The sequence below is a fragment of the Agrobacterium sp. DKPNP3 genome (assembly GCF_052686535.1).
The window spans coordinates 83,107-107,342 of sequence record NZ_JBQYSN010000004.1; the positions used below are offsets into that span (position 1 = coordinate 83,107).

General features: G+C 57.0%; 21 protein-coding genes and 1 pseudogene. 11 read left to right on the forward strand and 11 right to left on the reverse strand.

The features are described from left to right. The first annotated feature begins 68 nt into the window (after window positions 1–68). Entirely contained in the window at window positions 69–749 is a 681-nt protein-coding gene (locus tag ACUTJJ_RS02330) for an amino acid ABC transporter permease (protein ID WP_209090798.1), read from the forward strand. Further along, window positions 746–1,501 (forward strand): amino acid ABC transporter ATP-binding protein, encoded by a 756-nt coding sequence (locus ACUTJJ_RS02335; protein WP_445541162.1) that lies wholly within the window; start codon window positions 746–748, stop codon window positions 1,499–1,501. Before ACUTJJ_RS02330 ends, ACUTJJ_RS02335 begins: the two co-directional genes overlap by 4 nt. Window positions 1,502–1,636: 135 nt before the next feature. Here the strand turns inward: ACUTJJ_RS02335 and ACUTJJ_RS02340 are convergent, their stop codons facing one another. Beyond that, a complete protein-coding gene (locus ACUTJJ_RS02340; RefSeq protein ID WP_445541163.1) occupies window positions 1,637–2,431 on the reverse strand; it encodes an alpha/beta fold hydrolase in 795 nt (264 codons plus the stop codon). Window positions 2,432–2,573: 142 nt separating this feature from the next. Between ACUTJJ_RS02340 and ACUTJJ_RS02345 the strand changes: the two genes are divergently transcribed. Further along, the gene (locus ACUTJJ_RS02345) at window positions 2,574–3,041 is read left to right on the forward strand and encodes a MarR family winged helix-turn-helix transcriptional regulator (protein WP_445541164.1); all 468 of its coding nucleotides are present in this window, start codon (window positions 2,574–2,576) and stop codon (window positions 3,039–3,041) included. Between the two features lie 20 nt (window positions 3,042–3,061). Here the strand turns inward: ACUTJJ_RS02345 and ACUTJJ_RS02350 are convergent, their stop codons facing one another. Then, the gene (locus ACUTJJ_RS02350; protein ID WP_063947632.1) at window positions 3,062–3,841 is read right to left on the reverse strand and encodes an SDR family oxidoreductase; all 780 of its coding nucleotides are present in this window, start codon (window positions 3,839–3,841) and stop codon (window positions 3,062–3,064) included. Continuing rightward, window positions 3,838–4,167, reverse strand: coding sequence for a nuclear transport factor 2 family protein (locus tag ACUTJJ_RS02355; protein WP_445541165.1), 330 nt, complete (start codon window positions 4,165–4,167; stop codon window positions 3,838–3,840). The genes ACUTJJ_RS02350 and ACUTJJ_RS02355 overlap by 4 nt, the downstream gene beginning before the upstream one ends. Before the next feature lie 130 nt (window positions 4,168–4,297). Here ACUTJJ_RS02355 and ACUTJJ_RS02360 point away from each other — a divergent pair, with 130 nt between their 5' ends. Beyond that, complete coding sequence (locus tag ACUTJJ_RS02360; RefSeq protein WP_063947634.1) at window positions 4,298–5,194, forward strand: LysR family transcriptional regulator; 897 nt, start codon at window positions 4,298–4,300, stop codon at window positions 5,192–5,194. Window positions 5,195–5,613: 419 nt separating this feature from the next. Continuing rightward, on the forward strand, window positions 5,614–6,867 hold the full coding sequence (locus tag ACUTJJ_RS02365; protein ID WP_445541166.1) for an arsenic transporter: 1,254 nt from the start codon (window positions 5,614–5,616) through the stop codon (window positions 6,865–6,867). Window positions 6,868–7,195: 328 nt separating this feature from the next. Here the strand turns inward: ACUTJJ_RS02365 and ACUTJJ_RS02370 are convergent, their stop codons facing one another. Both ACUTJJ_RS02370 and ACUTJJ_RS02375 read right to left on the reverse strand, forming a co-directional pair. After that, window positions 7,196–7,549 carry a cupin domain-containing protein gene (locus ACUTJJ_RS02370; RefSeq protein ID WP_445541167.1) on the reverse strand — a complete coding sequence of 118 codons (354 nt, stop codon included), beginning with the start codon at window positions 7,547–7,549 and terminating at the stop codon, window positions 7,196–7,198. Window positions 7,550–7,722: 173 nt separating this feature from the next. Continuing rightward, a complete protein-coding gene (locus ACUTJJ_RS02375; RefSeq protein ID WP_445541168.1) occupies window positions 7,723–8,730 on the reverse strand; it encodes a sensor histidine kinase in 1,008 nt (335 codons plus the stop codon). A 156-nt stretch (window positions 8,731–8,886) separates the two neighbouring features. On the opposite strand from ACUTJJ_RS02375, the gene ACUTJJ_RS02380 reads away from it, so the two are divergent. Together ACUTJJ_RS02380 and ACUTJJ_RS02385 are read left to right on the forward strand one after the other, a co-directional pair. Continuing rightward, complete coding sequence (locus tag ACUTJJ_RS02380; RefSeq protein WP_445541183.1) at window positions 8,887–12,036, forward strand: response regulator; 3,150 nt, start codon at window positions 8,887–8,889, stop codon at window positions 12,034–12,036. Window position 12,037: 1 nt separating this feature from the next. Continuing rightward, a pseudogene (locus ACUTJJ_RS02385) lies at window positions 12,038–12,427 on the forward strand (ABC transporter permease); the annotation flags it as partial. 53 nt (window positions 12,428–12,480) lie between these two features. Here ACUTJJ_RS02385 and ACUTJJ_RS02390 read toward each other — a convergent pair. From ACUTJJ_RS02390 to repA, 5 genes are all read right to left on the reverse strand, one after another. Continuing rightward, window positions 12,481–13,683 carry a low temperature requirement protein A gene (locus tag ACUTJJ_RS02390; RefSeq protein ID WP_445541169.1) on the reverse strand — a complete coding sequence of 401 codons (1,203 nt, stop codon included), beginning with the start codon at window positions 13,681–13,683 and terminating at the stop codon, window positions 12,481–12,483. Between the two features lie 401 nt (window positions 13,684–14,084). Continuing rightward, the gene (locus tag ACUTJJ_RS02395) at window positions 14,085–14,297 is read right to left on the reverse strand and encodes a hypothetical protein (protein WP_063947668.1); all 213 of its coding nucleotides are present in this window, start codon (window positions 14,295–14,297) and stop codon (window positions 14,085–14,087) included. A gap of 427 nt (window positions 14,298–14,724) precedes the next feature. Further along, window positions 14,725–16,002 (reverse strand): plasmid replication protein RepC, encoded by a 1,278-nt coding sequence (gene repC / locus ACUTJJ_RS02400; protein WP_445541184.1) that lies wholly within the window; start codon window positions 16,000–16,002, stop codon window positions 14,725–14,727. A gap of 185 nt (window positions 16,003–16,187) precedes the next feature. Then, a complete protein-coding gene (gene repB, locus ACUTJJ_RS02405; RefSeq protein ID WP_445541170.1) occupies window positions 16,188–17,201 on the reverse strand; it encodes a plasmid partitioning protein RepB in 1,014 nt (337 codons plus the stop codon). Beyond that, window positions 17,198–18,412 carry a plasmid partitioning protein RepA gene (repA, locus tag ACUTJJ_RS02410; RefSeq protein WP_077224618.1) on the reverse strand — a complete coding sequence of 405 codons (1,215 nt, stop codon included), beginning with the start codon at window positions 18,410–18,412 and terminating at the stop codon, window positions 17,198–17,200. The genes repB and repA overlap by 4 nt, the downstream gene beginning before the upstream one ends. 428 nt (window positions 18,413–18,840) lie before the next feature. On the opposite strand from repA, the gene ACUTJJ_RS02415 reads away from it, so the two are divergent. From ACUTJJ_RS02415 to ACUTJJ_RS02430, 4 genes are all read left to right on the forward strand, one after another. After that, on the forward strand, window positions 18,841–20,226 hold the full coding sequence (locus ACUTJJ_RS02415; RefSeq protein WP_445541171.1) for an FAD/NAD(P)-binding protein: 1,386 nt from the start codon (window positions 18,841–18,843) through the stop codon (window positions 20,224–20,226). A gap of 320 nt (window positions 20,227–20,546) precedes the next feature. Beyond that, a complete protein-coding gene (locus ACUTJJ_RS02420) occupies window positions 20,547–20,936 on the forward strand; it encodes a RidA family protein (protein ID WP_445541172.1) in 390 nt (129 codons plus the stop codon). A gap of 31 nt (window positions 20,937–20,967) precedes the next feature. Then, entirely contained in the window at window positions 20,968–22,053 is a 1,086-nt protein-coding gene (locus ACUTJJ_RS02425; protein WP_445541185.1) for a D-TA family PLP-dependent enzyme, read from the forward strand. Between the two features lie 71 nt (window positions 22,054–22,124). Then, on the forward strand, window positions 22,125–23,603 hold the full coding sequence (locus tag ACUTJJ_RS02430; protein ID WP_445541173.1) for a M81 family metallopeptidase: 1,479 nt from the start codon (window positions 22,125–22,127) through the stop codon (window positions 23,601–23,603). 28 nt (window positions 23,604–23,631) lie between these two features. Here the strand turns inward: ACUTJJ_RS02430 and ACUTJJ_RS02435 are convergent, their stop codons facing one another. Continuing rightward, window positions 23,632–24,204: a HutD/Ves family protein gene (locus ACUTJJ_RS02435; RefSeq protein WP_445541174.1), complete on the reverse strand. Its 573-nt coding sequence runs from the start codon at window positions 24,202–24,204 to the stop codon at window positions 23,632–23,634. Window positions 24,205–24,236: the final 32 nt, after the last annotated feature.

Below are 24,236 nucleotides of genomic sequence, written 5' to 3' on the forward strand. Positions count from 1 at the left end.
CCCGCGCAAGCCAAGTCCAATCGGTCGTCCGGCGTCTACGTCGGGCGGCTTTGTTTTAGAGGTGTGCATTGCCCCACTGGCTCCAGTTGATGTTGGATTCGCTTCCCACCCTGTTGTGGGCGGGCATCCGATTCACCATCCCGCTCACGCTGCTTTCATTTGCGCTTGGCCTGACCCTGGGTTTGTTGACTGCCGTTGCAAGATTATTCGGTCCTGCCCCGATTTCGGCGCTCGCGCGGTTTTACGTGTGGATCATCCGAGGCACGCCGCTTCTGGTGCAACTTTTCGTCATATTTTACGGACTCCCGAGCATCGGCGTGCTTCTTGACGCCTTTCCGGCGGCCCTGATCGGCTTCACCCTCAATGTTGGCGCCTATACGTCCGAGATCATCCGCGCGGCGATCACGTCGGTTCCCAAGGGCCAATGGGAGGCGGCCTATTCCACCGGAATGAACTGGCAACAGGCGATGCGCCGGACCATCCTGCCGCAAGCCGCAAGGGTATCGGTACCGCCGCTGTCGAATACCTTTATTTCACTCGTGAAGGATACGTCGCTTGCAGCGGCGATCACGGTTCCGGAGTTGTTTCAGGCAGCGCAACGCATTGTCGCGACCACCTACGAGCCGCTCATTCTCTATATTCAGGCCGCGCTGATGTATCTGGTGCTGAGTTCCGTGCTATCGGCGCTGCAATCACGGCTGGAGGTGAGGTTCTCACGCTATGGTGGGCAGATGGAGTCCAGCCGATGATCGAACTTCGCAATATCGAAAAACGTTTCGGGGAAGCGATTATTCTCAATGCCGTCTCCCTGACGTTCCCCGAAGGAAGCGTCACCGCCCTTGTCGGTCCCTCAGGGGGTGGCAAGAGCACGCTGCTGCGCTGCATTAACCTGCTCGAGCAACCCACGTCCGGTTCTGTCAGGGTTGGCTCCGACACCGTGGAGTTTCACCCGGGGCGCAAAGCCCGTTGGCAGGACATTCAGAAAATCCGCAGACAAACCGGTATGGTCTTCCAGAACTTTCAGCTGTTTCCCCACAGAACGGCGATTGAGAACGTCATGGAAGGTCTTCTTGTCGTCCAGAGATGGACGAAAGAGAAAGCTGCAGCACGCGCGATGGAGTTGCTGCAAAAGGTCGGAATGGCGCACAAGGCAGATGCCTGGCCGGCCAATCTTTCCGGCGGTCAACAACAGCGTATCGCGATTGCAAGGGCGCTCGCGCCCTCGCCTCAAGTACTGCTCTGCGACGAGCCGACATCCGCACTCGATCCGGAGCTGGCTGCAGAGGTCGTTGATGTCCTCGGTCAACTGGCAAGGGAAGGCACGACGATGGTGATGGCGACACACGATCTCAGGCTGGCTTCGCAGGTTTCGAACCAGGTCGTGTTCCTTGAGGCCGGCAAGGTCGTCGAAACGGGCGAGCCTGAAACTATCTTCCGTTCACCCCGCAATGAGCGCACACGACAGTTCGTTTCATCGATCAGTGCTGCTCAAGCGCTTTGATCTTTAGGCCACCCAATCAGCCCTGGAATTGATGATGCCAACTCTAATGGGCAAGCACCGAACCGCTGAGAAGACGTCGCGCCTCTACTGAGATAGCGCGATGTCGGATCACTGGAAGACATCGTCTTCCTATCATTATTCTTTCGCCGATACGGTGCGGGCGGCGAGATCGATTGTATCGGCGATGACTGCTGGCTGCGTCATGAACAAGGCGTGGCTTGCCGACACTTTGGTGATCTTGGCCTTGATGCGCTCTGCCATATGGATCAACATCGCCTGGTCGAAAGCCTTGTCTTCGGTGGCAATAACGGCCCAGCTGGGGCGGGTACGCCAGGCGGCATTTTCCAGTTTTGTGCCAAATGCGGACATATTGATCGGGACCTGCGCATCCCGCATGAAAGCAACATCTTCGTCACTGACATCGTGTGCGAAGCCTGCCTTGAATTTATCAGGACTGACATAGCCGAACCCGTCTTTCGTGGTTTCGATGACAAACTCCGATGCAGGGGCAAATCCATCATATTGCTGGGCCGTCGTCTCGCCGGCATCCGGAGACAGGGCAGAGACATAAACGAGGCCTTTGACCTTCTCATCGATGCCTGCTTCCGTGATCACGGTGCCGCCCCAGGAATGCCCAACCAGAATGACCGGACCATCCTGCCTTTCGAGCGCGCGCTTTGTGGCGGCAACATCATCGGCAAGCGACGTCAGCGGATTTTGCACAACCGTAACGCGGTAACCGCGTTTCGTGAGATTGTCATAGACCCCCTTCCAGCCCGAACCATCTGCAAAGGCGCCATGGACAAGCACGACGTTTCGCACTGACTGATCTTTCGAAACGGTGTTGTCGGCGGCGTTCGCAGACATTGTTGCGGTTAATGTGAAAGCAGCTGCGATTGCCGAGATGGCGGAGACTGTTTTTCTGGTCATGGCTCTTTCCTCATATTCTGCGATAAATGTTATTGCGATAATTGTTTACTGACAGCGGAAAGATCATTCGTCAACAGGATTCTTATCGCGATATTGGTTTTTGCGGTAACATGGATTATATGAGAGTCTTCAGGAGTTGAAGATGACCGAACCACGCAACGATCCTCCGCCGCTGCAAGACCAACTTTGCTACGCGATCTATACCGCCGGCATCGCCATCCAGCGGGCTTATAAGCCCCTCCTCGATGAACTTGGGCTTACCTATCCGCAATATCTCGTCCTCAACGTTCTCTGGGCAGAAGACAAGCAAAGCGTCGTGTCCATCGCGGACCAGCTTGCTCTTGAATCCAGTACGCTGACGCCACTGTTAAAGCGTCTCGAAGTTGCGGGGCATGTGCGTCGGGAACGCAACCTGAGCAACGAACGTGAAGTTTTGGTAACGTTGACGGATCAGGGACGCGCCATGCAGCACAAAGCGGGTTGCCTCAGCGACGCTCTGCTTGCAGCGTCAACCCAAACGCCTCCCGAACTCGCGGCCCTGAACAAGGACGTGCGACATCTGCGGGATGCGATTTATTCACAGATCGGCGGATGGGCGCCACCCGCCTGATCTGCAACGGATCTAACCCATCAGGCGGTCGGAACGGTGCCGCCGTCGATGACGTGCTCCGTCCCGGTAATCGACGACGCTCGGTCTGACGCAAGGAAGGCGATCAGGTCGGCAACTTCTTCCGGCTTGGCTGGCCGGCCCAGCGGTATGCCGCCCAGTGACTCCATGATAGCCTGCACCGCTTCGTCGTAACTGATGCCGGCCTCCTCGGCTATACGGAGGGCAAGACCGTTGGTGCCCGGATCGGCGATCCAGCCGGGAGAAACCCGCACGACCCGCACTCCCTTGGGAGAGACCTCCTTGGAGAGGCTCTTGCTGTATGTATTGAGAGCACCCTTCGCCGAGGCGTAGCCCGTTGTCGCCTGGTGCAGCGGGAGGATCCGCTGGATCGACGTCACGTGAATGACGACCCCGCTTCCCTGCGCGATCATGCCGGGAAGGAGAGCGCGATCAAGCCGAACAGCCGGAAAGAAATTGAGGTTGAACTCCTTTTCCCACTCTTCGTCGGTCAGCGTGGCAAAGCCGCCAGAAGGGGCAGAAGACCCACCCAGCACGTTTACAAGGATATCCAGCCCGCCAAGCTCCTCATGGACAGCGTTTACCACTGTCCGGACGCCATCCACGGTGGTGAGGTCTGCTTCAACGAACGCCGCGCCGGAGAAGTTCAACGGCTTCTTGCGCGCGGTGGTGAGCACCCGGGCGCCGAGCGCCTTGAACAACGAGACCGTTGCCGCACCGGCACCCGAAGTACCACCGGTGATGAGAGCACGACGACCCTCAAGAGTAAGAAAGCTGGTCATATGGTGATCTCCAGTTCAGCAACCTTGTCGCCAGAGAGCACGAAGATGAAACGCAGGTCGATGGGACTGCCGGGAAAGTCGCCGGCCGTGTGCGCCGTTACCTGGGTTTTGCCGTTTTCAGTGGTGATCAAAAACGGCTCAACCGTGTAGCTATACTGCTGGGCCTCATCAGCCATCCAGTCGTGGATTGCCTTCCTTCCCTTGTGGGTCTTGCCCTTATCCTTCACCACACCGTCTTCTGTGAAAGTGGCTGCGATGGCTTCCGCACTGCCAGTTCGGTCCGCTTCGAAATAGGCTTCGATACCCTTTGGTAATTTGACCGTCATTTTATCCTCATCTTGTTTCAGCCGCTGTGGCGTGAAGCGACCGTAACCGTCGCATGTCCCAAAGGTAGATCAGGACAATTGACGCGATAAGCGGGACTAATTAGGATGAGGCGTTGCGAAAAGAGGGATAATGACCCGGTCCGTTCTCGTGGACATCGATGCCGTGCTTGCCATAGCGCGCCTTGGTTCGTTTCGGGGCGCAGCGCTGGAGCTCGGAATGTCGACGACAGCGCTCAGCAATGCCATTGCAAAGCTGGAGCAACGGCTTGGCATTCGCCTTTTCAACCGTACGACGCGAAGCGTATCCCTCACCGATGCAGGGCGAGCTTTTGTCGAGCGTGTTGGTCCGGCCATGATCGATATTCACGATGCGATGACTGCGGCTCAATCGCTTCAGGAAATCCCGACGGGCACGTTGCGGATCAACGCATTCGCCTCGGCAGCACGGGAGGTCATGGCCCCGCTCATCATCTCGTTTTTGCAGCGTTATCCCCAGGTGCATATCGATCTGGTAACAGAAGGCCGGCTGGTCGACATCGTAGCGGGCGGCTTCGATCTCGGTCTAAGGCCGGCGGATTTGGTTCCGAGCGACATGATCGCCATCCCGCTTGGCCTCAAGCGCAGCAATGCCGTGGTGGCTTCACCGGCATTTCTAAGCACGCATGGCCGACCGACGGTGCCGAACGACCTTTATCGCTTCAGGTGCATCCGCGCCCGGCTCCCAAACCAGGCCCTGTTTCGGTGGAAGTTTGAGAAAGATGGAAACCAGGTCCAGATCGATGTGAAGGGTTCGATAACGCTCGATGAACCGAGCTTGGTCAGAATAGCCGCGCAGAACGGTGTCGGTATCGGCTATGTGATGGAGCCGGATGTTCGTGATGACATTGCAGCCGGCAGGCTGGTGCGCGTTCTTGAGGACTGGACGCCCCCTTTGGCTCCGCTGGCCTTGTATTATCCCGGCAGGAAGAATCCCCCCGCGGCCTTCACGGCGTTCATCAAGGCGGCCCGCAATTTTTCCAACGGCTAGCGGCTGGATCAGCAATCTTGTTTCTGCCCTAGATGCTGAAGACGCCGCCACCCGATCCAGGCGAGAAAAATCCTGACTGCGCTCAGGTTTTTGAAAGGGCGATCCTCTGGTCTTGCACCGCGAAACGGGAGGCGATTGGGCGACGCGAAGCGGTCATGCTGTTCGGGATCAAGCACTGTAGGCCGCCCTATTTCCGCTTGTGCGCCGAAGGCACGACCGGTCGCGGCTCGGACATCTGGTCGCTTTGACCGCCTGCCGACACAATCGTCGGCAGACTACTGGTCAGTCAACCGCTGACCTATTATAGGGTTCCAGTAACCTATCTGCTTTTCGACAGGTTGCGCAGTCTTAAGGGCCACGAACCAAATAGAGCCAAGCCTGACGCCTGCTTAACCTTTCAACCGACAACAAGGTCAGCCATGAATCCAGTATATTACACGTCTGCGATTGCGATAGCGACCGCGGCAGGCGTCGTTCTCCGGCCCTTCCGTTGGCCAGAGGCCATTTGGGCGGTCGCCGGCGCGGTGCTGATCCTTGCGCTCGGCATCCTGACGCCGGCAGAGGTCTGGTCCGGTATTGCCAAGGGTTTTGATGTCTATCTGTTCCTCATCGGCATGATGTTGCTTTCCGAACTCGCCCGTCGCGAAGGCCTGTTCGATTGGGTCGCGGCTATCGCCGTCTCCTACGCAAAAGGATCGCCACGACGTCTGTTCGTCATGATCTATCTCGTCGGCGTGGTTGTGACCGCCCTTCTGTCGAATGATGCCACCGCGGTCGTCCTGACCCCCGCCGTTTACGCCGGCTGCCGCGCCGCGAAAGTGAAGGACCCGCTTCCCTATCTCTACATCTGCGCCTTCATCGCCAATGCCGCGAGTTTCGTGCTGCCGATCTCCAATCCTGCCAACCTCGTTATCTTCGCCGGAGGCGAGATGCCGCCTCTTTCGAGATGGCTGGGCACTTTTCTTGGCCCATCGATCGCCGCAATCGTCGTCACGTTCATCGCCCTGTATTGGAGCCAGCGGCGCGTGCTGGCCAGCGATACTGTCGCTGATAAGGTCGAACGTCCCGTGCTGAGCTTACCGGCCAAACTCGCCGGCGTTGGCCTGCTGGCAACGGCTGCCGTTCTCATCTCCGCCTCGGCAATGCACATTGACCTTGGCCTGCCGACCTTCCTCGCCGGCGCCCTGACCAGCATCGCGGTCCTGGCAATCATGCGACAGAGCCCGATCGAGATCATCAAGGATGTCAGCTGGGCGGTTCTGCCGCTCGTGGCTGGCCTGTTCGTCATCGTCGAAGCCGTCAATCACACAGGTGTGACCAGCCTCATCGCCGAGCATCTCAAGGCAATCAGCGAGCACTCAGAAACCCAGGCTATCGGCATCGGCGGAATCTCCGTCGCCCTATTTTCCAACCTGGTCAACAACCTGCCTGCTGGTCTTTTCGCCGCAAGCGCGGTCCAGGCCGCACAGGTGTCCGACCGCGTCACGGCAGCCGTTCTGATCGGGGTGGATCTCGGCCCAAACCTATCGGTCACCGGGTCGCTTGCAACGATCTTGTGGCTGACAGCACTCAGACGAGAAGGGATTTACGTCAGCGCGCTCGACTTCTTAAAGATCGGCGTCGTCGTCATGACACCGGCCTTGATCGCCTCGCTGCTGGCATTGTGCTTGTGATCGTCGTTTCCGTGTATACATGCCCGCGATGGGTGACTTCGAATCGTCCTGGGCTGCCGGGGGCTGCCGCATTTTCACCGGCAGGCAACTCCGAAAACGATCTCTCTATTCTCCGCAAGGCGTAGACAAGACGGCCAACTGTTTTTGCCCCCACCGCGAGTGCCCGAGCGCACCGCCATTTGTGAACGTGCGGGCGCTCGAGTGTGTTTGTCGTTTTTGAATAAGCGGCACGTTTGTCGAATGACGAAACACGTTTCGAGTTTCGTTTCCGACTGCTCCAGAGACGGGTGGAACGGCCGTGCCCGGCGACAGGGCGTCTGGCTCCCGTTCAGCCCTTGTGGAATTGCGCCCAATGCGGATAGGTGACATAGGCTGTGAGAGCGCCCTCGCCCTGTGTGGCGATCGTGACGGACTGGCCCTTCGGCATGTACACGATGTCTCCAGGTCCCGCGGTCACCGTGCCATCGCTCGTTGACACGGAAAGACTTCCCTCAAGAACGATCATCGTGTCGTCCACTGCCATCGTCTCGGTCAGAGACTGGCCGGGCGCGTATCGACCGTAGCCTATGGTGACCGGGCCGCCATGATTTTCATCCACGAGGTTTCCGACGTAAATTTCGGCATCCTGCCCGGGTGACTTGGCCAGCTTGGCATCCGAAACACTGAACTTTTGTACCTTCATCGATGACCTCCTGTCTGAAGAGAGGGATATAGGGCGGAGGTCCCTGTTTTCAAACAGCCTGAAGGAAGACGACCGGTTTTGAGGGCGTTCTGAGCGACGCACAGCCTGGGATCCGATCAGGATCGATCCGGCCGCCCCCGCCTTGTCGCTGTAGCAATCTGTAAGCTCGCTCTTTAGCCGGAAAGATGGCTTTCTTTCATCCTCAGTGTCACGACGACGCCGCCTTCGACCCAGTTATAGTCGATGGAGCCACCGAGTTGTCCGGAGATTGTCCGGTGCAACAACTTGCTCCCGTAGCCGTCTGCCGATCTCGGCGACGGGGCGGCCTCGCCTCCGTTTTCGCTCCAGACAATTTCAACCTCGTCTCCAATGATGGAGCCGGAGATATCGAGCAGCCCCGCATCATTGGACAAGGCACCGTATTTCAGCGAATTCGTCGCCAGTTCGTGGATCACGAGGGCCAGACTGGTTGCGGCCTTCTCTCCCAGACCCATGCGCGGAACAGCGACACGGATGCGACCGGCAAAAGCGCCGACATCGTCGTAAGGGGCGAGGAGCACCGCAAAGAGGTCTCCGAGCAGCGCCGCCCTCCCTTGACCATCCGGCAGCGGGCGGACCAGCTCGTGTGCACGGCCAAGGGCCGTGAGCCGCTCGGTCAACTGCTTCGCCATTTCCTCTTTCGTCTCGGTGGTCCGCGAGGTGATGTTTGTCAATCCGGACGCCAGAGCCAGAATATTTTTGACGCGATGGCTCATCTCGCCTGCAAGGAGCTCATGGCCTTCCTCCGCCTGCTTGCGGCCCGTGACGTCGAGGAAGATGCCTGTCATTTTTTCGGTGGCGGCGTCTCCCTCGTTGCCCTGACCTCGGGCAGAAATCCAACGAACGTCGGAAGCGTTCGTCAAAATACGGAAATCGATTTCAAACGGTCCATCAATCGCGCGGGTTGCGACGAACGCCGCTCTGACGCGGTCCCGGTCGGCTGGATGGACTTTTGCGGAAAGATGCTCGAAGGTGAGGTTCGTCTCGCCGGGAATGTCCCAGAGTTCGTAAGCCTTGGCATCCATTACAAACGTGTCGTCATCGACGATCCAGGTCCAGAGTGCCACCCCGGCCGACCGAATGGCGCGCCTGAGTTCCTCTGTACTCCATTCGGGTTGCGACGTTCGTTTGCTCAATTTCAAATGTCTCCCACCCTATACAAAAACTGCCGTCGATCTAGAACTAGCTGGCCAGCGAAGCGTTATCAATGATCTAGGTAGGATCTGCTTTATTGGGATGGAAGTGGAATGGCGTTGGTTTCGGACCGATATCGGGACATATTTGTTGGTGAAGGGGAAATGGCGCAGATGATGCGGCGCCATGATTGGACGAATAGTTCGCTCGGTTGCCCGGACGAATGGCCGCAAGCGCTGAAGGTCGCGATCCGGCTGCTGCTCACCTCGAAATTCGAAATGTGGCTCGGCTGGGGCCCAGACATCGCATTTTTTTATAACGACGCCTATCGTCCGACACTGGGCAACAAGCATCCCAACGCGCTTGCTGTGCCGACGAAGGTATTATGGTCTGAAATCTGGAGTGATATCAAAGGGCGCCTGGAAACCGTTTACTCAAGCGGAGAGGCAACATGGGACCGGGCGTTACTCCTGTTGCTCGAACGCGACGGGTACCCGGAGGAGACGTATCACACCTTCTCGTACAGTCCGCTGATCGGAGATAGCGGCAAGGTCGAGGGCGTTTTCTGCGCGGTCACGGAAGAAACCGAGCGGGTCATCAGCGAGCGCCGACTGGCAACCATGCGCACTCTGGCGTCTGGCCTTGCCGTGGCAGACACCGAGGTCGACGTCTTCAACGCGTCACGTGAAGCACTTAAAGAAAACCCCCAGGATCTTCCCTTCTGCGCACTTTACGTTTTTGACGACAAAGGCAATGCGGAGCGCCGGTGGGTGTGTGGTGCAGCCGAAGACGACGTCTTGTTGCCAGTAACTATAATCCGCGGCGCGGGTATCTGGAACCTTGATCGCGCCTGGCAAAAGCAGGATGTGGAACTGGTAAGTTTGGCCGCTTCTGACGTCGTGCCCTCAGGCCCCTGGCCGAAAGCCCCGTCTCAGGCTGCGGTCATTCCTCTGGTCGGGCAAGCAAGCGACCAACCCAAGGGCGTTTTGATCAGCGGGCTGAATGCCCATCGGGCCGTCAGCGACGATTACCTCGATTTCCTCAAATTGATTGCCGGCCAGATCACGTCGCGCTTGGCGAGCGCGGAAGCGTTCGAAACAGAGCGTCGACGGGCAGCGGCACTGGCAGAGGCTGCCGCAATCCGGGAAAAAGCAGCGCTCGCGCTAGAGCATCTCAACCGTCAACTCTCATCAGAAGTGGAACTTCGGACCGCCGAGCGGGACCGGATGCGGGCCCTGTTCCAGCAGGCACCAAGTTTCATGTGCATCCTCAGCGGGCCTGAACACACTTTCGAGCTGGTCAACGATGCCTACATGCAACTTGTCGGTCACCGCAAGCTCGTCGGCCTCAGCGTCAGAGAAGCCCTTCCCGAGATCGCCGGACAGGGTTTCTTCGAATTGCTAGACGGCGTTTTCCAATCGGGCAAGCCATATATAGGCCGTCATGTACCGGTGTTTCTGGAGCGGAATGGCAAAAAGCAACCCGACCAGCGCTTCGTGCATCTGATCTACCAGCCAATCTTTGACCTCAACGGATCGGTGACCGGGATTTTCGTGGATGGTTTTGATGTCACGGACCAGAAGCGGGCTGAGGATCAGCTTCAGAGCCTCAACCACACCCTTGAAGAAAAAGTCGAGCAGCGCACTCTCGAGCTGAGAACCGCACTTCTGGAGCTTGAGAAAGAAACGATCGAGCGCGAAACCGCACAGATCGCTTTGAGGCAGGCGCAAAAAATGGAAGCGCTGGGCAACCTGACTGGCGGCGTGGCTCACGACTTCAACAATCTTCTTCAGGTTGTGAGCGGCAACCTGCAGCTTCTCGCCAAGGACATCGACGGCAACAGTCGGGCAGAACAACGCCTTCAAAACGCGCTCGCCGGTGTCGCCCGCGGCGCAAAGCTGGCATCGCAGCTTCTGGCCTTCGGCCGACGTCAGCCGCTCGAGCCGAAAGTCGTCAATGTCCGGAAGCTCATCCAGAATATGGACGACATGCTGCGCCGGGCGCTGGGCGAAGAGGTCGAACTCGAAACCGTTGTTTCCGGCGGCCTTTGGAATACGCTGATCGATCCAAGTCAGTTGGAAAACGCCATCCTGAACCTCGCAATCAATTCGAGGGACGCGATGGAAGGTCGCGGGCGCTTGACCATCGAGACCGGAAATGCGGTCCTCGACGACGATTACGCCCTTTCCCACGATGATGTTCGCCCAGGGCAATATGTGCTCGTCGCGGTGACCGACACGGGCTCAGGAATATCGCCCGATATCATCGAGCATGTCCTTGAACCGTTCTTCAGCACCAAAACGGATGGCAAGGGAAGCGGCCTCGGTCTGTCGATGGTTTACGGTTTCCTCAAGCAGTCCGGAGGCCACCTCAAAATTTACAGCGAGGTGGGGCATGGGACCACCATGAAGCTTTACATGCCGCGCACGATGCAGGCCGAAGACAGCCTAAGCGATCAGAAGGCCATTCCCGTGACGGGGGGCACGGAAACTGTTCTTGTGGTCGAGGACGATGACGGCGTGAGGGAAACATCGGTCGCACTGCTGACTGACCTCGGTTACCGCGTCCTCAAGGCGCACGATGCACAGTCCGCGTTCGCCATCGTCAGCAGTGGTGTCCAGATCGACCTGCTGTTTACCGACGTCGTCATGCCGGGCCCGATGCGCAGCACAGAGCTTGCGAGGAAGGCCAAGGCTCAGTTTCCCGGGATCGCTGTGTTGTTTACCTCCGGTTACACTGAAAACTCGATCGTTCATGGCGGTCGCCTCGACGCTGGTGTTGATTTGCTGTCCAAACCCTACACCCGAGAGGCACTGGCCCGTAAAGTCCGCCACGTTTTAAACAACGCGCAGCAACAAAGGATTGCCCTGCAACGGATGGAGCGGCAGGAGCTGGCGACTGCATCCGAGCCGGGGGCGGATCAGGAACAGCAAAGGAAACAGCTTGAAAGCCGCCCAACGGTGTCGCATGTTCTTATCGTGGAGGATGAGCCGCTCATCCTGATGTCGACGGTCGACATGGTAGAGGAACTGGGCCACACGGTGCATGAGGCAAACTCGGCGGAACATGCCCTTGGCGTGCTCGAGACAAACAGGATCGACACGTTGCTGACAGATGTCGGCCTGCCCGGCATGTCTGGAATAGAACTCGCAAAACAGGTGCGGGACCGCTGGCCAGACGTGCGGATCGTGTTTGCAAGCGGCGACGACAGCGCCAAGACAGCGTCGGGCATTGCAGATGCACATCAGTTATCCAAGCCCTTCACCATTGAAGGACTGCGTAAGGTGCTGGGTGAGAGCGACGCGACGATGTAATGTTAGCCATGCGATCATCTTTGTCACGCCGGCGCTCGTGACACTTTCGCTCGGCTTTTCCTCCAGCGGTCGCGCGTTGACGGAGGCAGCCGCCACGATGGATGCGGATAACCGGATGGTTTTTCGCACCAACGTCGTGCCGTTCATCACGCCCGACATCATCTCCGGATACGCCTTTGCCTTCGTGCTGTCGCTCAACGAAAATATCGGCGCTTCCATGACCGTCGGCCTTGCGATGGAAATGCTGCCAATCAAGATATGCAACGCCTCGCGCCACGGATATAGGCCGACTATGGCGTCCGTAACGGTGCTCTTCGTTGCAACCGCCGCAATCGTCTTCGGACTGGTGGCACGCTTCGGCGATCTTCCGCGGTTTCTTGGGGCCACATCTCGACACGATGATTGCGCAAACCGGGGCGCAAGCTGGCCATGCCTCTCCCGCCATCAGGCATTGGTGACTGCCCGTTGCAACGCAAGATATTCCCAAAGCGCCACAAGCAGTAGAATTGCCGTGCTTGCGACCTGAAGCGCAAAGAGAGGGATGCCCGGCACCGGCAATAAGAGACACAGCGCCGCAACCCCGACAAAATGCGAAACCGGCCTTTGATAGGCAGCGGCGGTCTTGACGCCGATGTTGCCGGCCAGAAAAAGGATAGGCCCGCCGAGAATGGCAATCGCTTCACGAAACGTCGCGCCGTCATGGGCATGCGAGAGGCTGAAATCCTCTCCCACTGCCGTCAGGATGATGCCGGCAACGATAGGCAGGTGCCCATAATTGAAGAGGTTATGGGCGATCTTTGCCTTTTCGTCGGCACTTTCGGCCTTCTTGGAAGCCTCCTCCTGCCCGTGATGGAAATATATCCACCACATGGCCACGGTGCTGACGAAGGCCGAGCAAAAAACCAGGAACGTCAGGCCGGAATTCATGTATTCCGTCGCTGTGCGCCCAGTGGTGAGGATCGTTTCGCCAAGGCATATGATGACAAAGAGTGCGCATCGCTCGGCTAGATGTTCGCCTGAAAGGTGCAGCCTGTCTTCATCACTCTTCGCCATGCCTGGCACGACGTAACGGCAGGCGGGCCCCGCATATTCGATCGCGAGCGCGATGCTCCACAAGAGGATACGATCGGTAAGATCGACCAAACCGCCAGCAAGCCAGAACAGGCTGGATATGACGAGCCAGATCGTGACCCGCACGAATATCAGAAAGGACTGCCGATCCTCAGCCTTGAAAGCGAAAAGCGTAAAAAGGCTTCTCCCGACCTGCATCACGCTGTAAATGAGCGCGAATATGAGCCCCTGTTCGGCAAAGGCCTCTGGCAGCGCAATGGCAAGCAGCACGCCGCCGAACATCAGGAAGAACAGCAGCAGCCTGACAGGCTCCTTTTCTGTGTTCAGAAGGTTCGTGATCCACGTTGTATGGATCCAAAGCCACCATAGGGACAATATCAGGATGACAGCTTCAAGTGCTGCCGTTGGTCCGAAATCCTCTGCGAGCGCGTGAGAAAGCTGGATCAGCGCAAACACGAAAACGAGATCAAAGAACAGTTCGGGAAAACTGGCCTTTTCCGCATCCTGTCCTTCCTGTCTGACCCAGCTTTCTGGATGCGCTTTGCGCACGCGATTATCGCCGCCCCTGCCCTTCATTCCGTTCCCGCCTCAGACGTTGAACAAATAGCCTTCGTTCTTGCGATGGTTTAACGCTGCGATAATACGCCTTCACCGCTGGCTACAACAGGGTCCGCCTTCCGACCGGGAAAGTCGAGGGCGCGAGCGTTATCTGGGTAAAATCGTGGGCCGACAAGTCTAACTTTCTTTCCCGTGACGTCGGTAATGTAGTTCGGGGATGTGATCTGTGGTGCCGATAGCGGGCGCTCGGGCTTTCGAACTTCAAGAGCGCTCACATCAAAGGATTGCGCCAGCGCTGGCAGGCTCATCATTGTGGAAAAGGCGGCTGTAACGAGAACTATTCTTTGGGGCATCGGGCGTATCCTGGCAATATTGTTTGCGCCGTAAACAGCCTCAGATCGCTTTTGTTCCGTAGGTCTTCAGCTGTCTTCCTCAAGGTATGAACTATACTGAACGTAATCGGCACTCGGTTGCCCATCAACGATTTCGCGCGGGCGGCCCGCCCCACCGGGCAGATGGCCACTGCGTTGTAATTCGGCTCGCAGAAGTATCTCGATCGCCCTGTCCTGTGGCAGCGCGTGGTCGGCCATATAGACGGCAACAGCCAATTCAATGTCATCTGGAAACATCATGATCATAGCCATCCAGTAAGTGATAGCTGGACAACGCGGCACGGCGCAGAAGGTTCAGCCGGATGTCCCTTTCGCTGCCTTGTGGAAGATGTGACATGGTGCCCGCCTCTAGCTGTTCGCGAGAACCGAAACGGTTGTTTCAACTCCTAACGTGTCGGGGATATACGTCACGATATGCCAGGACGCCGGGAAAAATGGCGAAAGGCTTCCGAAATTTGCGTTGACTCAAGCGATTGAAACCAAAAATGGAAATTCTAAAACGAAAGCTAAAATGTACTTAGCTTTCGCTACCTCGGATTAACCATCGGCTTGCTTTTTCCAGCACTTGTCGGTGCTAAATCATCGAACGAATCTTTTGTGCTGAGCCGGTGCCAATGTAGCGTTGCTACGACTTTTCCGCAAGACGAGCAGCTTTGCCTCGCGGTGCTTAACTGGGCATGGTGGCCTCGCTGTTTTCCTTACGGCAGCGCAACTGTGCGAGGAGCATTGTTTGTAGCTCAAAGCCCCCTTCCCCCGCCTTACGGGTCAGGTTACGAAGATATCCGCCAACGGAACTGATCTGGTCGGCCTTTTGCAGAAGGCAAGCGAGAATGGCTGCCGTTCCCTGGCGACCAAATGTGAGCAGTGCTTCCTGGTAAGCCGAGTGACTGATGTTGAACATGGTCTTGATGACGGCTGTTGCGACTTCCAAATCGCGCCAGTTGGTCACAGCACCACCAGGAGCATAGTGGCAAATGTCAGGGCAGGCCTTCAAAACCAAAACAATATCAGGAACAAAAAACTGCTTTTGAGAAACAGGCTTTGCCGATGAGGGGCGTGGTGTTTCGCTAACGGGTGCCACACTGGCCTGTGGCGTTCTAATTTGACCGGCTGGTACAGCGACAGCCGGCTTCTCCGAGTTTTGCCGTTTAGATATGGATTCGGATTCTGAATTCTTTTTGAGCCGCTCATTTTGGCAGTCATTGCCGCCCATTTTTTCGGATTTTTCGATATTTTCCAGATAGTTGGTGACTTCGGCACGCAGAGAAGCCAGAAAATTGGCGATTTCTTTAAGTTCTGCGGATTTGGAGTTACGACCGAGCGAGACAGCAATGGCTGTATAGCGTGCCTGGAACCCCTCGACGATATCGGTTTTACCGCTCGCCGCGATCATCTCGCAGAGCTTCTGAATATCACGCCGGCAAAGGCTGATGGTCTCACGGAGACGCTGAAGATCGAGCCGTTCGCTGATGATACGTTCGGCCAACTCTTCGATTTCGGCTTTGCGGGCAAGAAGCGGTGCCAGTGAAAAACCATAGGCTTCGCTGATCTCTCCTCCGCGATGCTTGCGCGCATATCGTTTTCCGTTCGGACTATCCTTACGAATGATGAGGCCGGCCTCGACGAGTGCGGAGAGATGGCGGCGCAATGTCTGCTCAGCCATTCCATGGGCTCTGAGCGACAATTGCGTGTTGGATGGGAACACGACCAAGCTCGCTTCATTGGAAAGCTCGTTTTTTGGATAAAAGCTCAAAAGCGCGTTCAAAACGGCGAGCGAGCGGTCCGTAACGCCGAGCAAAGGCCTGGCCTCGCAGACGGATCGATAGAGTTTCCACTTATCGACCGCTTCGATTTTCCTGTTCTTTTGCGCGGCAAACTGGGTTGCGAGAACGCCAAACGACATCGCTCGCCGCCCAAAGGGCGTCGTTACACATGTGTTGTCCATGTCTTTCACCTTTCACAAGGCAAAAGAAAATCGCTCACCGAAAAATTCGATGCCAAGACTCTTGACTATGATTCGCGGAAATGAGATTCTTCGGGTGCTTAAATCAAAGAAAGGCTTCCGCGCGGCAACGTTCGGGGGCTTTTTTCTTTTGTGATGCGTCTCCTGTTAGTCGTTAGAGTAAAAACTCACTGCTTGGACCGATATTCGGCAAACAGCGTCTGAAGGTGTTCGAGAACGAACTCGGCAAATTCCGGTGCTTCGTTCTTGTCTATAGAGATATCCAGCTTGCGATCGCTTTCGACGACCTTTGCCAATCTGCCACCGGTCTGGGACGACCACACGCCGGTCTTTTTGGGCTGCGCCTTGGGTTTCAAAAACTCCAGGAGCGATTTGAACCGTTCTTCGGACGGCAGGGCTGCGATGGATGGATCCTTCACATAGGCGCGTGCCGCCTCCTTGACCTGCGACGACGACAGCTGGTCGGCGAGGTCCATCCAGTTGCGCCGCCCAACGGTCGGAGCCGGACCAATGAGGTCAACGAGATCCTCTGGAATGCGGCCGACAACCGACAGCATGTTGGACAGGTCACCTTTGTGAAGCGACATGGCGGCCATGATGGTGTCACGGGGAAACCGCATCTGCAGTTTTTGAGCGAAGCGCGCCTTTTCGATGTAGGTGAGGTCGCGGCGCTCATTGTTTTCCTGCCCCTGGGCAACGACGAGCTGCTCATCACTCAGATCACGAACGACAGCTTTGACCGGAATACCAAGGCTGGTAACCGCGCGCAGGCGACGATGACCGAAAGCGACCTGATAACGCCCGGGGAAATCAGGATGGGGGCGCACCAGGATCGGAACCTGCTGGCCCTGTTCACGAATGGCTTCGATGAGACCGGCATCGGCTTCTTCCGATGCGGGCATGCGGTCCGGGATGAAGGAAGGATCGATATCGGCAGGATTGAGCGAAACGATCGTTAGACCTTCCGCAAGCTGCTTTTCGATCTCTTCCGCCCGTTTCGCGCGCTCGGAAACCTCGTTTAGGGACTGACCGATCATGCCGACAGGGGAATTCAGCACATCCGTGACCAGTTCAGGCGAACCGAGAATGGGCCTGATGCGCGGACGCGAGCGCTCGGATGCGGTTTCATTGCTGTCAGCGGCTGGCGTGCCGAGATTGGCGAATATCTGTTTTCTGCTCATGCTGCCCTACCCCACGCTTTCTTAATCAGTCCTTCGATCTCAGCGTTCACATTGTTCATGGCTTCCAGCGCTCGGTCATAGGTAGACCGGGTAAACTGGGTTCTTTCGACTTCGAAAAGTGTCTGATTGGTCAAACCCGCATCGGAAACCGCCGTACTTTTCAGCATCGGGTGGATGAGAACGTTTTCACCAAAAATCGAGCGCAGGAAGGCGACCATCTGGTTCTGCGGCCCGTCGCTCGGTTCAAAGCGGGTGATCAGATACCGCATCCAATTGTAGTCGGAACGGGCACCTGCCCTGCCGATCTCAGCAAGAAGATCGCCGGTCATTGCAAGAAACTGGTTCATGGACATGACGTCGAGCATCTGCGGGTGAACGGTGACGAGAACGGATGTTGCGGCAGTCAGCGCAGAGAGCGTCAGATAACCGAGCTGCGGCGGGCAGTCGATGACAACGACATCGTAGAAATTCTGAGCCTGGGCAATCGCCTGGCCGATGCGTGCGAAGAATAGCGTGTCGCCTGGCGCGCGGCGCATCAAGGCGCGCGGTGTATCATGTTCAAACTCCATCAGTTCAAGATTGCCCGGAACGATATGAAGATTGGGAATGTAGGTACCGCGCACGATTTCAGCGATCGGACGACGTTCGTCGTCATAGCGGATAGCGCCGTACAGCGTCTCATTCGGACCGACGTCGATTTCCGGCTGATGTCCGAAGAGCGCCGAAAGACTGGCCTGCGGGTCAAGGTCAATGGCAAGCACACGATAGCCGCGCAGCGCCAGATATTGAGCGAGGTGCGCTGATGTCGTGGTTTTGCCGGAACCGCCCTTGAAGTTCATGACGGCGATAACCTGTAATTCTTCGCCTTCGCGGCGGTGCGGCAGGTACCGGCGGGTGCCACGGGCACCTTGATCGAGAAACTTTCTGATCTCGTCCATATCTTCCACCGAGTAGGAACGACGACCGGTCGCCTGCGCGGCGTCGAGTTCCGGCCGCTCGGCGGCGATCTGGCGAAGATAGGCTTCGCCAATTCCGATCAACCTTGCGGTTTCCGCCGGGGAGAAATGACGCATGCTCTTTTCGGTGTGCGGTGAAAATGTATTTGCATTATGAGCCTGCAATTGGGCTGACAACGCAGCCGAATGCTGTTGTATAAGACTTGTCAGGTCAGGTGCTCCTGCGGCACGTCTTAAATCGGCACTCTGTGTCATCGGTCTTCTTTCGCTCGAAATTGCAGTAGCGGTTTTTTTCGAAAAAGGCGGTTTTTTCCGCAACTGAGATATAAGCGCCGATTCTCTTTTGGGCGCAATAGGCTTTTTTACGAGATACGAAAGCGGCGCTAAAGCATTGTGGAAGAATCACATTTGTACGCCGCGTCGGTTTTTCGGTTAGCCGCGGCAAACTTCTCGGCGAATGCGGTCATGGAGTGTGTTCGCTTCGAGTTTTTTTGTCGATGGACCTTGGGCGCCCCTGGTTAGCCGCGGCTAACTTATAGTCCTGACTTCATCGCCTCTTCCACCGAGTGGAACCAGAATTGCGGGGTAGACATCTGGGTGGCTTTAATCTCTACTCATTTACTAGAGTAACGACGGCGACACCGTCGCCTTGCCGTTCTCGCGCACGCAGATTGGAGGATTGAATGACTTATGATGTCGCACTCGTTGGATCCGGTTTCTCGGCGATTTGCACCGCTGGCCATCTTTTGACGAACCTGCCGCAGGAAGCGTCAATTGCGATCGTCGGCGATGACTCCGATTTTGGGCGCGGTACCGCCTATCGAACGGAGCTTCCCTATCACCGCCTGAACGTGCCGGCCGGTCGAATGAGCGCCTTTCCCGATCGCCCCAACGATTTTGTCGAGTGGTTAGGGCAGAACGGACTCGATGACAATCCGCTATCATTTGCATCGCGCGGAGACTACGGTCTTTATCTCCGCGATAGACTAGCGTCCTTGCTTCGGAGCCGGGAGCAGCGTGCGAGGGTCGATTTTATTCGGGCCAAGGCTTCCGCTTGCCGGGACGATGGCGCGGGCGGATTTTCTTTCACTCTCGAGCGGGGCGACGAATTGCACGCGCGCAATGTCGTTTTGTGTCTTGGGGTCGGAGCCGCGAGTTTGCCGGTGCAAGCGGTCGACAATGCGGGGCATGGATCGCAGCATATTATTGGTCACTGCTGGCAGCCGGGTTGGCTTTCCAAAGTGAAATCAGGCGACCGCATCTGTATTCTTGGTTCGGGCCTGACGATGATTGACCAAGTCATGACGCTGCGGGGAAAAGGCCATCGCGGCCCGATCCATGTTCTGTCTCGTCGCGGTCTCGTTCCGCATGCGCATGTTACCCCGCCATTGCCGCCAGTCGAACCTGATCTCGGCATTGGCTCAACAGAAATAAGCCATTTGCTAAGGTCCCTGCGCAAACAGGTCCGCGATGGTGTGTCGTGGCGCAGCGTGATGGATGGCTTGCGCCCGAAAACCCAGGCCCTTTGGCAGATCCTGACGGTGGCGCAACGTAGCCGGTTTCTTCGCCATAGCTTGCCTTGGTGGAACATCCATCGGCACCGGATTGCACCTGAAGTTTACGCCGCTTTTGAGAAGCTGATGGTTGAAGGGCTGGTGGAGATCCACGCTGGATTTCTTCGGTCTATTGAACCGGCAGTGGAAGGCATTGCCCTCAATTATCGGCGCCGACATTCTCAGGTCGTTCAGTCCCTGCAGGTTGATTGGGTGATTAATTGTACGGGCATGGAAAGGGCAGGGATCGGCCATTCTCGGCTGCTCGAGTCCATGCGTGACGACGGCGTTGTTTTGCTGGATCCTTTAGGGCTCGGTGTTGAAGTTGATGAAGGGTCGCGGCTTTTGCAGGGGAATGGCGAGAGTTGGCCTGGGCTCTTTGCGGCGGGTGCGCTAACCGCTGGCAGGTTCTGGGAGATCACTGCGGTTCCCGATATTCGCGTGCAGGCGCAAAAGATCGCGGATGCTATCACGAAACGAGTTGTCGGCAGCGGAATGCCAGCCATCCAGCGCTGAGGACATGATGGCCGTGCCGTTATCCGCCGACACCGTCGGGCTGTGTTAGCCGCGGCTAACTCCGAACACTTGGCTCAATAACTTGTCTGGAATCACTCTGTGTAACGGGGGCTGGAACCTGCCGTTTTTGACTATTTGACTGTCTGATACGGTGGGGAAACGAAGCGTTCCGAGTAATGGCACGCCGCGTAAGATCATTATGACAGATGTCCAAGAAAGACAAATTCCTAAATAATTTACATGACGTGTAGAAATTCCTGTCAAAAAGGGCTAATGATCTCGAAAATGAGCGACTTTATGAAAATAATTTGCGGGGACCCATGGGAAAATTGGTAAGATACGAAGCTGCTGACAATCAGGCAGGCGGACAGCGTCGCCCCTTTGCGAAAGCTGTGAGGGCGGGAGATTTCGTCTATGTTTCCGGTCAAGTGCCAACCGTCGACGGTGAGGTCGTCGTCGGCGGTATCGTGGCGCAGACTGAGCAGGTGATCGCCAACATCAAGGACGTCCTGGCGCTGGCCGACTGCACGCTGGCTGATGTCGTCAAGGTGAATGTCTGGCTGGATGATGCGCGTGATTTTTCGAGCTTCAACGCTGTATTCCAGAAATATTTCATTGATCATCCGCCCGCGCGCTCGACCGTGCAATCACCACTAATGGTCGATGCAAAGGTCGAAATGGACGTTATCGCCTACAAGCCGCTGGCCTGAAGCCCGATTTGCCTGTTGTTGAGAGTAGATGATGACCTATCCGTGGCCTGACGTGGGTACACCCATTGATGCAATTTCGACGCCCATGCCCGTCATTGACGAGGACCGTCTCAGCGCCAATATCATGAGAGCGCAGTCTTATCTGGACGACCATGGTAAAGCCTTCCGCCCACACATCAAAACCCACAAGATACCGGCTGTCGCAAGACAGCAGCTTGAGGCCGGTGCAATCGGTATCAACTGCCAGAAAGTCAGCGAAGCGGAAGTTTTCGCCGATGCTGGCTTCGACGATATTCTCATTACCTACAATATTCTCGGTGCGGCGAAACTTGCCAGGCTGAAGGCATTGAACGAGCGTGTTGCTCGGCTCAGCGTCGTCGCAGACAGTGAGACGACAATTGCCGGTCTTGCCGCTACATTCGATGTGAGCAGGCCGCTGGCGGTTTTGGTCGAATGCGATACCGGTGGCAAGCGCTGTGGGGTGCAAAGCCCGGAAACGGCTCTAGCCCTTGCGGATAAAATTGCCGCGGCCCCAGGGCTGGTCTTCAAGGGTATGTTGACCTATCCCGCGCCTGCGGGGGCGGCGACGGTGGAGAAATTTCTATCCGAGACAATGGAACTGCTTGCCGGGAAGGGTATTGGCTGCCCGATCCGTTCCAGTGGCGGTTCCCCTGATTTTTACGCCGCGCACCTTGTTCCCTCGGCCACCGAGCATCGGGCTGGCACCTATGTCTATAACGACCGCTCAATGGTGCGCGCGGGCCATTGCAATATCGATGACCTGGCGATGCACGTTCTCGCAACCGTGGTCTCCAAGCCAACCGCTGATCGGGCGGTGCTGGACAGTGGCTCAAAGGCGCTGACGTCAGACCTGTTGGGTTTCAGCGATTATGGTCTCATAGAAGGTTATGAGGGCGCAAAAATCGTGTCGCTTTCGGAAGAGCATGCGGTCGTCGATCTGTCCGGCTGCTCCTCGCGGCTCGAGATTGGCGACGTCGTCAAGGTGGTGCCGAACCACACATGCGTCGTGAGCAATCTCTTCGACAGAATGGTCTTCCATCGCAACGGCATTGTAACGCGTGTCGAGAAGATCGCGGCGCGCGGCACCGTGTGGTAAGATTATCCGGCTAAGTAAAGTCAATTTGTGAAGCTGCGCGAATGCAGACGCTGATAACGAGACTCGGAAATATGCGCATTTTCACGGCATCGCTTGCCACTGAAACCAACACATTTTCGCCCGTGCCAACGGATATGGACGCCTTCCGTGCGGCATTTTACGCCGGCCCCGGCGAGCATCCGGAAACGCCAACATTGTGCTCGTCGCCGGTGCCCATCCTGCGACGCCGCGGCAAGGCAGAGGGCTTCACAGTCATCGAGGGGACCTCCTGTTGGGCGGAACCCGCCGGACTTATCCAGCGTGAGACCTATGAGACACTGCGGGACACGATCCTCGGGGAACTCGCCGCCGCCATGCCTGTCGATGCTGTTGTCCTTGGTCTCCATGGGGCGATGGCGGCGCAGGGTTATGACGATCCGGAAGGTGATTTCCTCTCACGGATACGCGACATGGTCGGGCCGGACGTATTGATTGCCGCAGAATTCGATCCACACAGCCATCTTACCGCCTTGCGGGTCAAAAACCTCGACATCATGGCGACTTTCCTGGAGTTTCCGCACACGGACTTCGAAGAACGTGGCGAGCACGTGGTGGAACTGGCGCTTCGTACCCTTCGAGGCGAGATCAAGCCCGTCATCTCGACATTCGACTGCCGGATGATTACGATTTACCCCACCAGCCGCGAGCCGATGCGATCTTATGTCGATCGGTTAAAGGCCATGGAAGGCAAGGACGGCATTCTGTCCGCTTCCGTCATTCACGGTTTCATGGCGGGCGACGTACCGGATATGGGAACGCGCATTGTCGTGGTCACCGATAACGATATGTCGAAGGGCGATGCGCTGGCGGAAAAGCTCGGCCACGAGCTCTACGCCATGCGCAAGCTTACCGCGATGCCGATGCTGGATACAGAATCGGGCCTCGATCTGGCGCTTTCCATCCGCACGAACAATCCGGGGAAACCGGTGGTCGTCTCTGATATCTGGGATAATCCGGGCGGCGGCGTCGCGGGTGATGCGACACATATTCTACGGCGCATGGTCGAGCGAGGCATCGATAATTTCGCTGTCGCGACGATCTGGGACCCGATAGCGGTGTCCTTCTGTCATGCGGCGGGTGAGGGGGCCGAGCTCGATCTACGCATTGGCGGCAAATCCAGCCCGCAAGGCGGCGAGCCGCTCGATTTCCGCATCAAGGTGATGCGGACGGCGGAGGCTGGATGGCAAAGCTTCCGCAACAGCCGCGTCACGCTCGGCCGTGCCGCCGTTGTTCGCCCGCTGGGTACCGAGATCGACATTATTCTCATCACAAGCCGGACGCAAACTTATGAGCCGGATATCTTCTCCAATCTGGGTATCGATTTCGCCAGCAAGGATCTGCTGCTCGTCAAGTCGACAAACCACTTTCACGCCGGGTTTGCGCCGATAGCATCTGACATCGTTTATATTGCAGCCCCGACCTCATATCCCACCGATCCGGCAAAAACGCCGTACCGCAAGGCCAGTCTGGGGCTGTGGCCAAGGGTCGCCGATCCGCTTGGCCTCGATTGAGGCGTCGGATCGCCGTGTCTGGAGTGTTTTAACCCCGATCGAAGGTCACGATAAAGAACTGGCCGCTCTGGTCTGCACTGCGAACTGCAATCGCGGCACCGGGCTCGATCAGGAGACCATCACGTCGCTCCAGATCGATTGTCTCGCTGCCGGATGAAACAGCGGCCTGATCAACGGCGAAGATGAAGGTGGTCGTCGAAAACGCTGGCTGAAGGCGCAGTTCCCCGCGATGTTTTTCGACACGATGCCGAAAGTGTCCGCGACGGGACATGACATTCAGATCGACAATCGGACCGTCGTTCAACGTGGCGTCAACCGGAACATCGGCGGCAAAGGGCAGGGGAGCGCTTTCAACCGTCAGCGCCACGGGGTCTTTTCCGTCGATGCTGAGGCTCATACCATTGCCTTCCAGAATGCTAAGTGTCCGGTCAATTTCGGGAAATATCGAAAACGGCCCGTCCTGTGCCACATCGGCCATGCTGATCCGCCAATCGAAGTCGGTCATGGTGGCGCCGGCCGGATGAACGATGATCTCAGTCGTGACACCGCCGCCATTTTTCCAGGGCATCGACGTGTAAGCGTTGCTTTTCAGATGTCTCATCGTCTGCATTTCCCGATATGCTCCTGGACGTC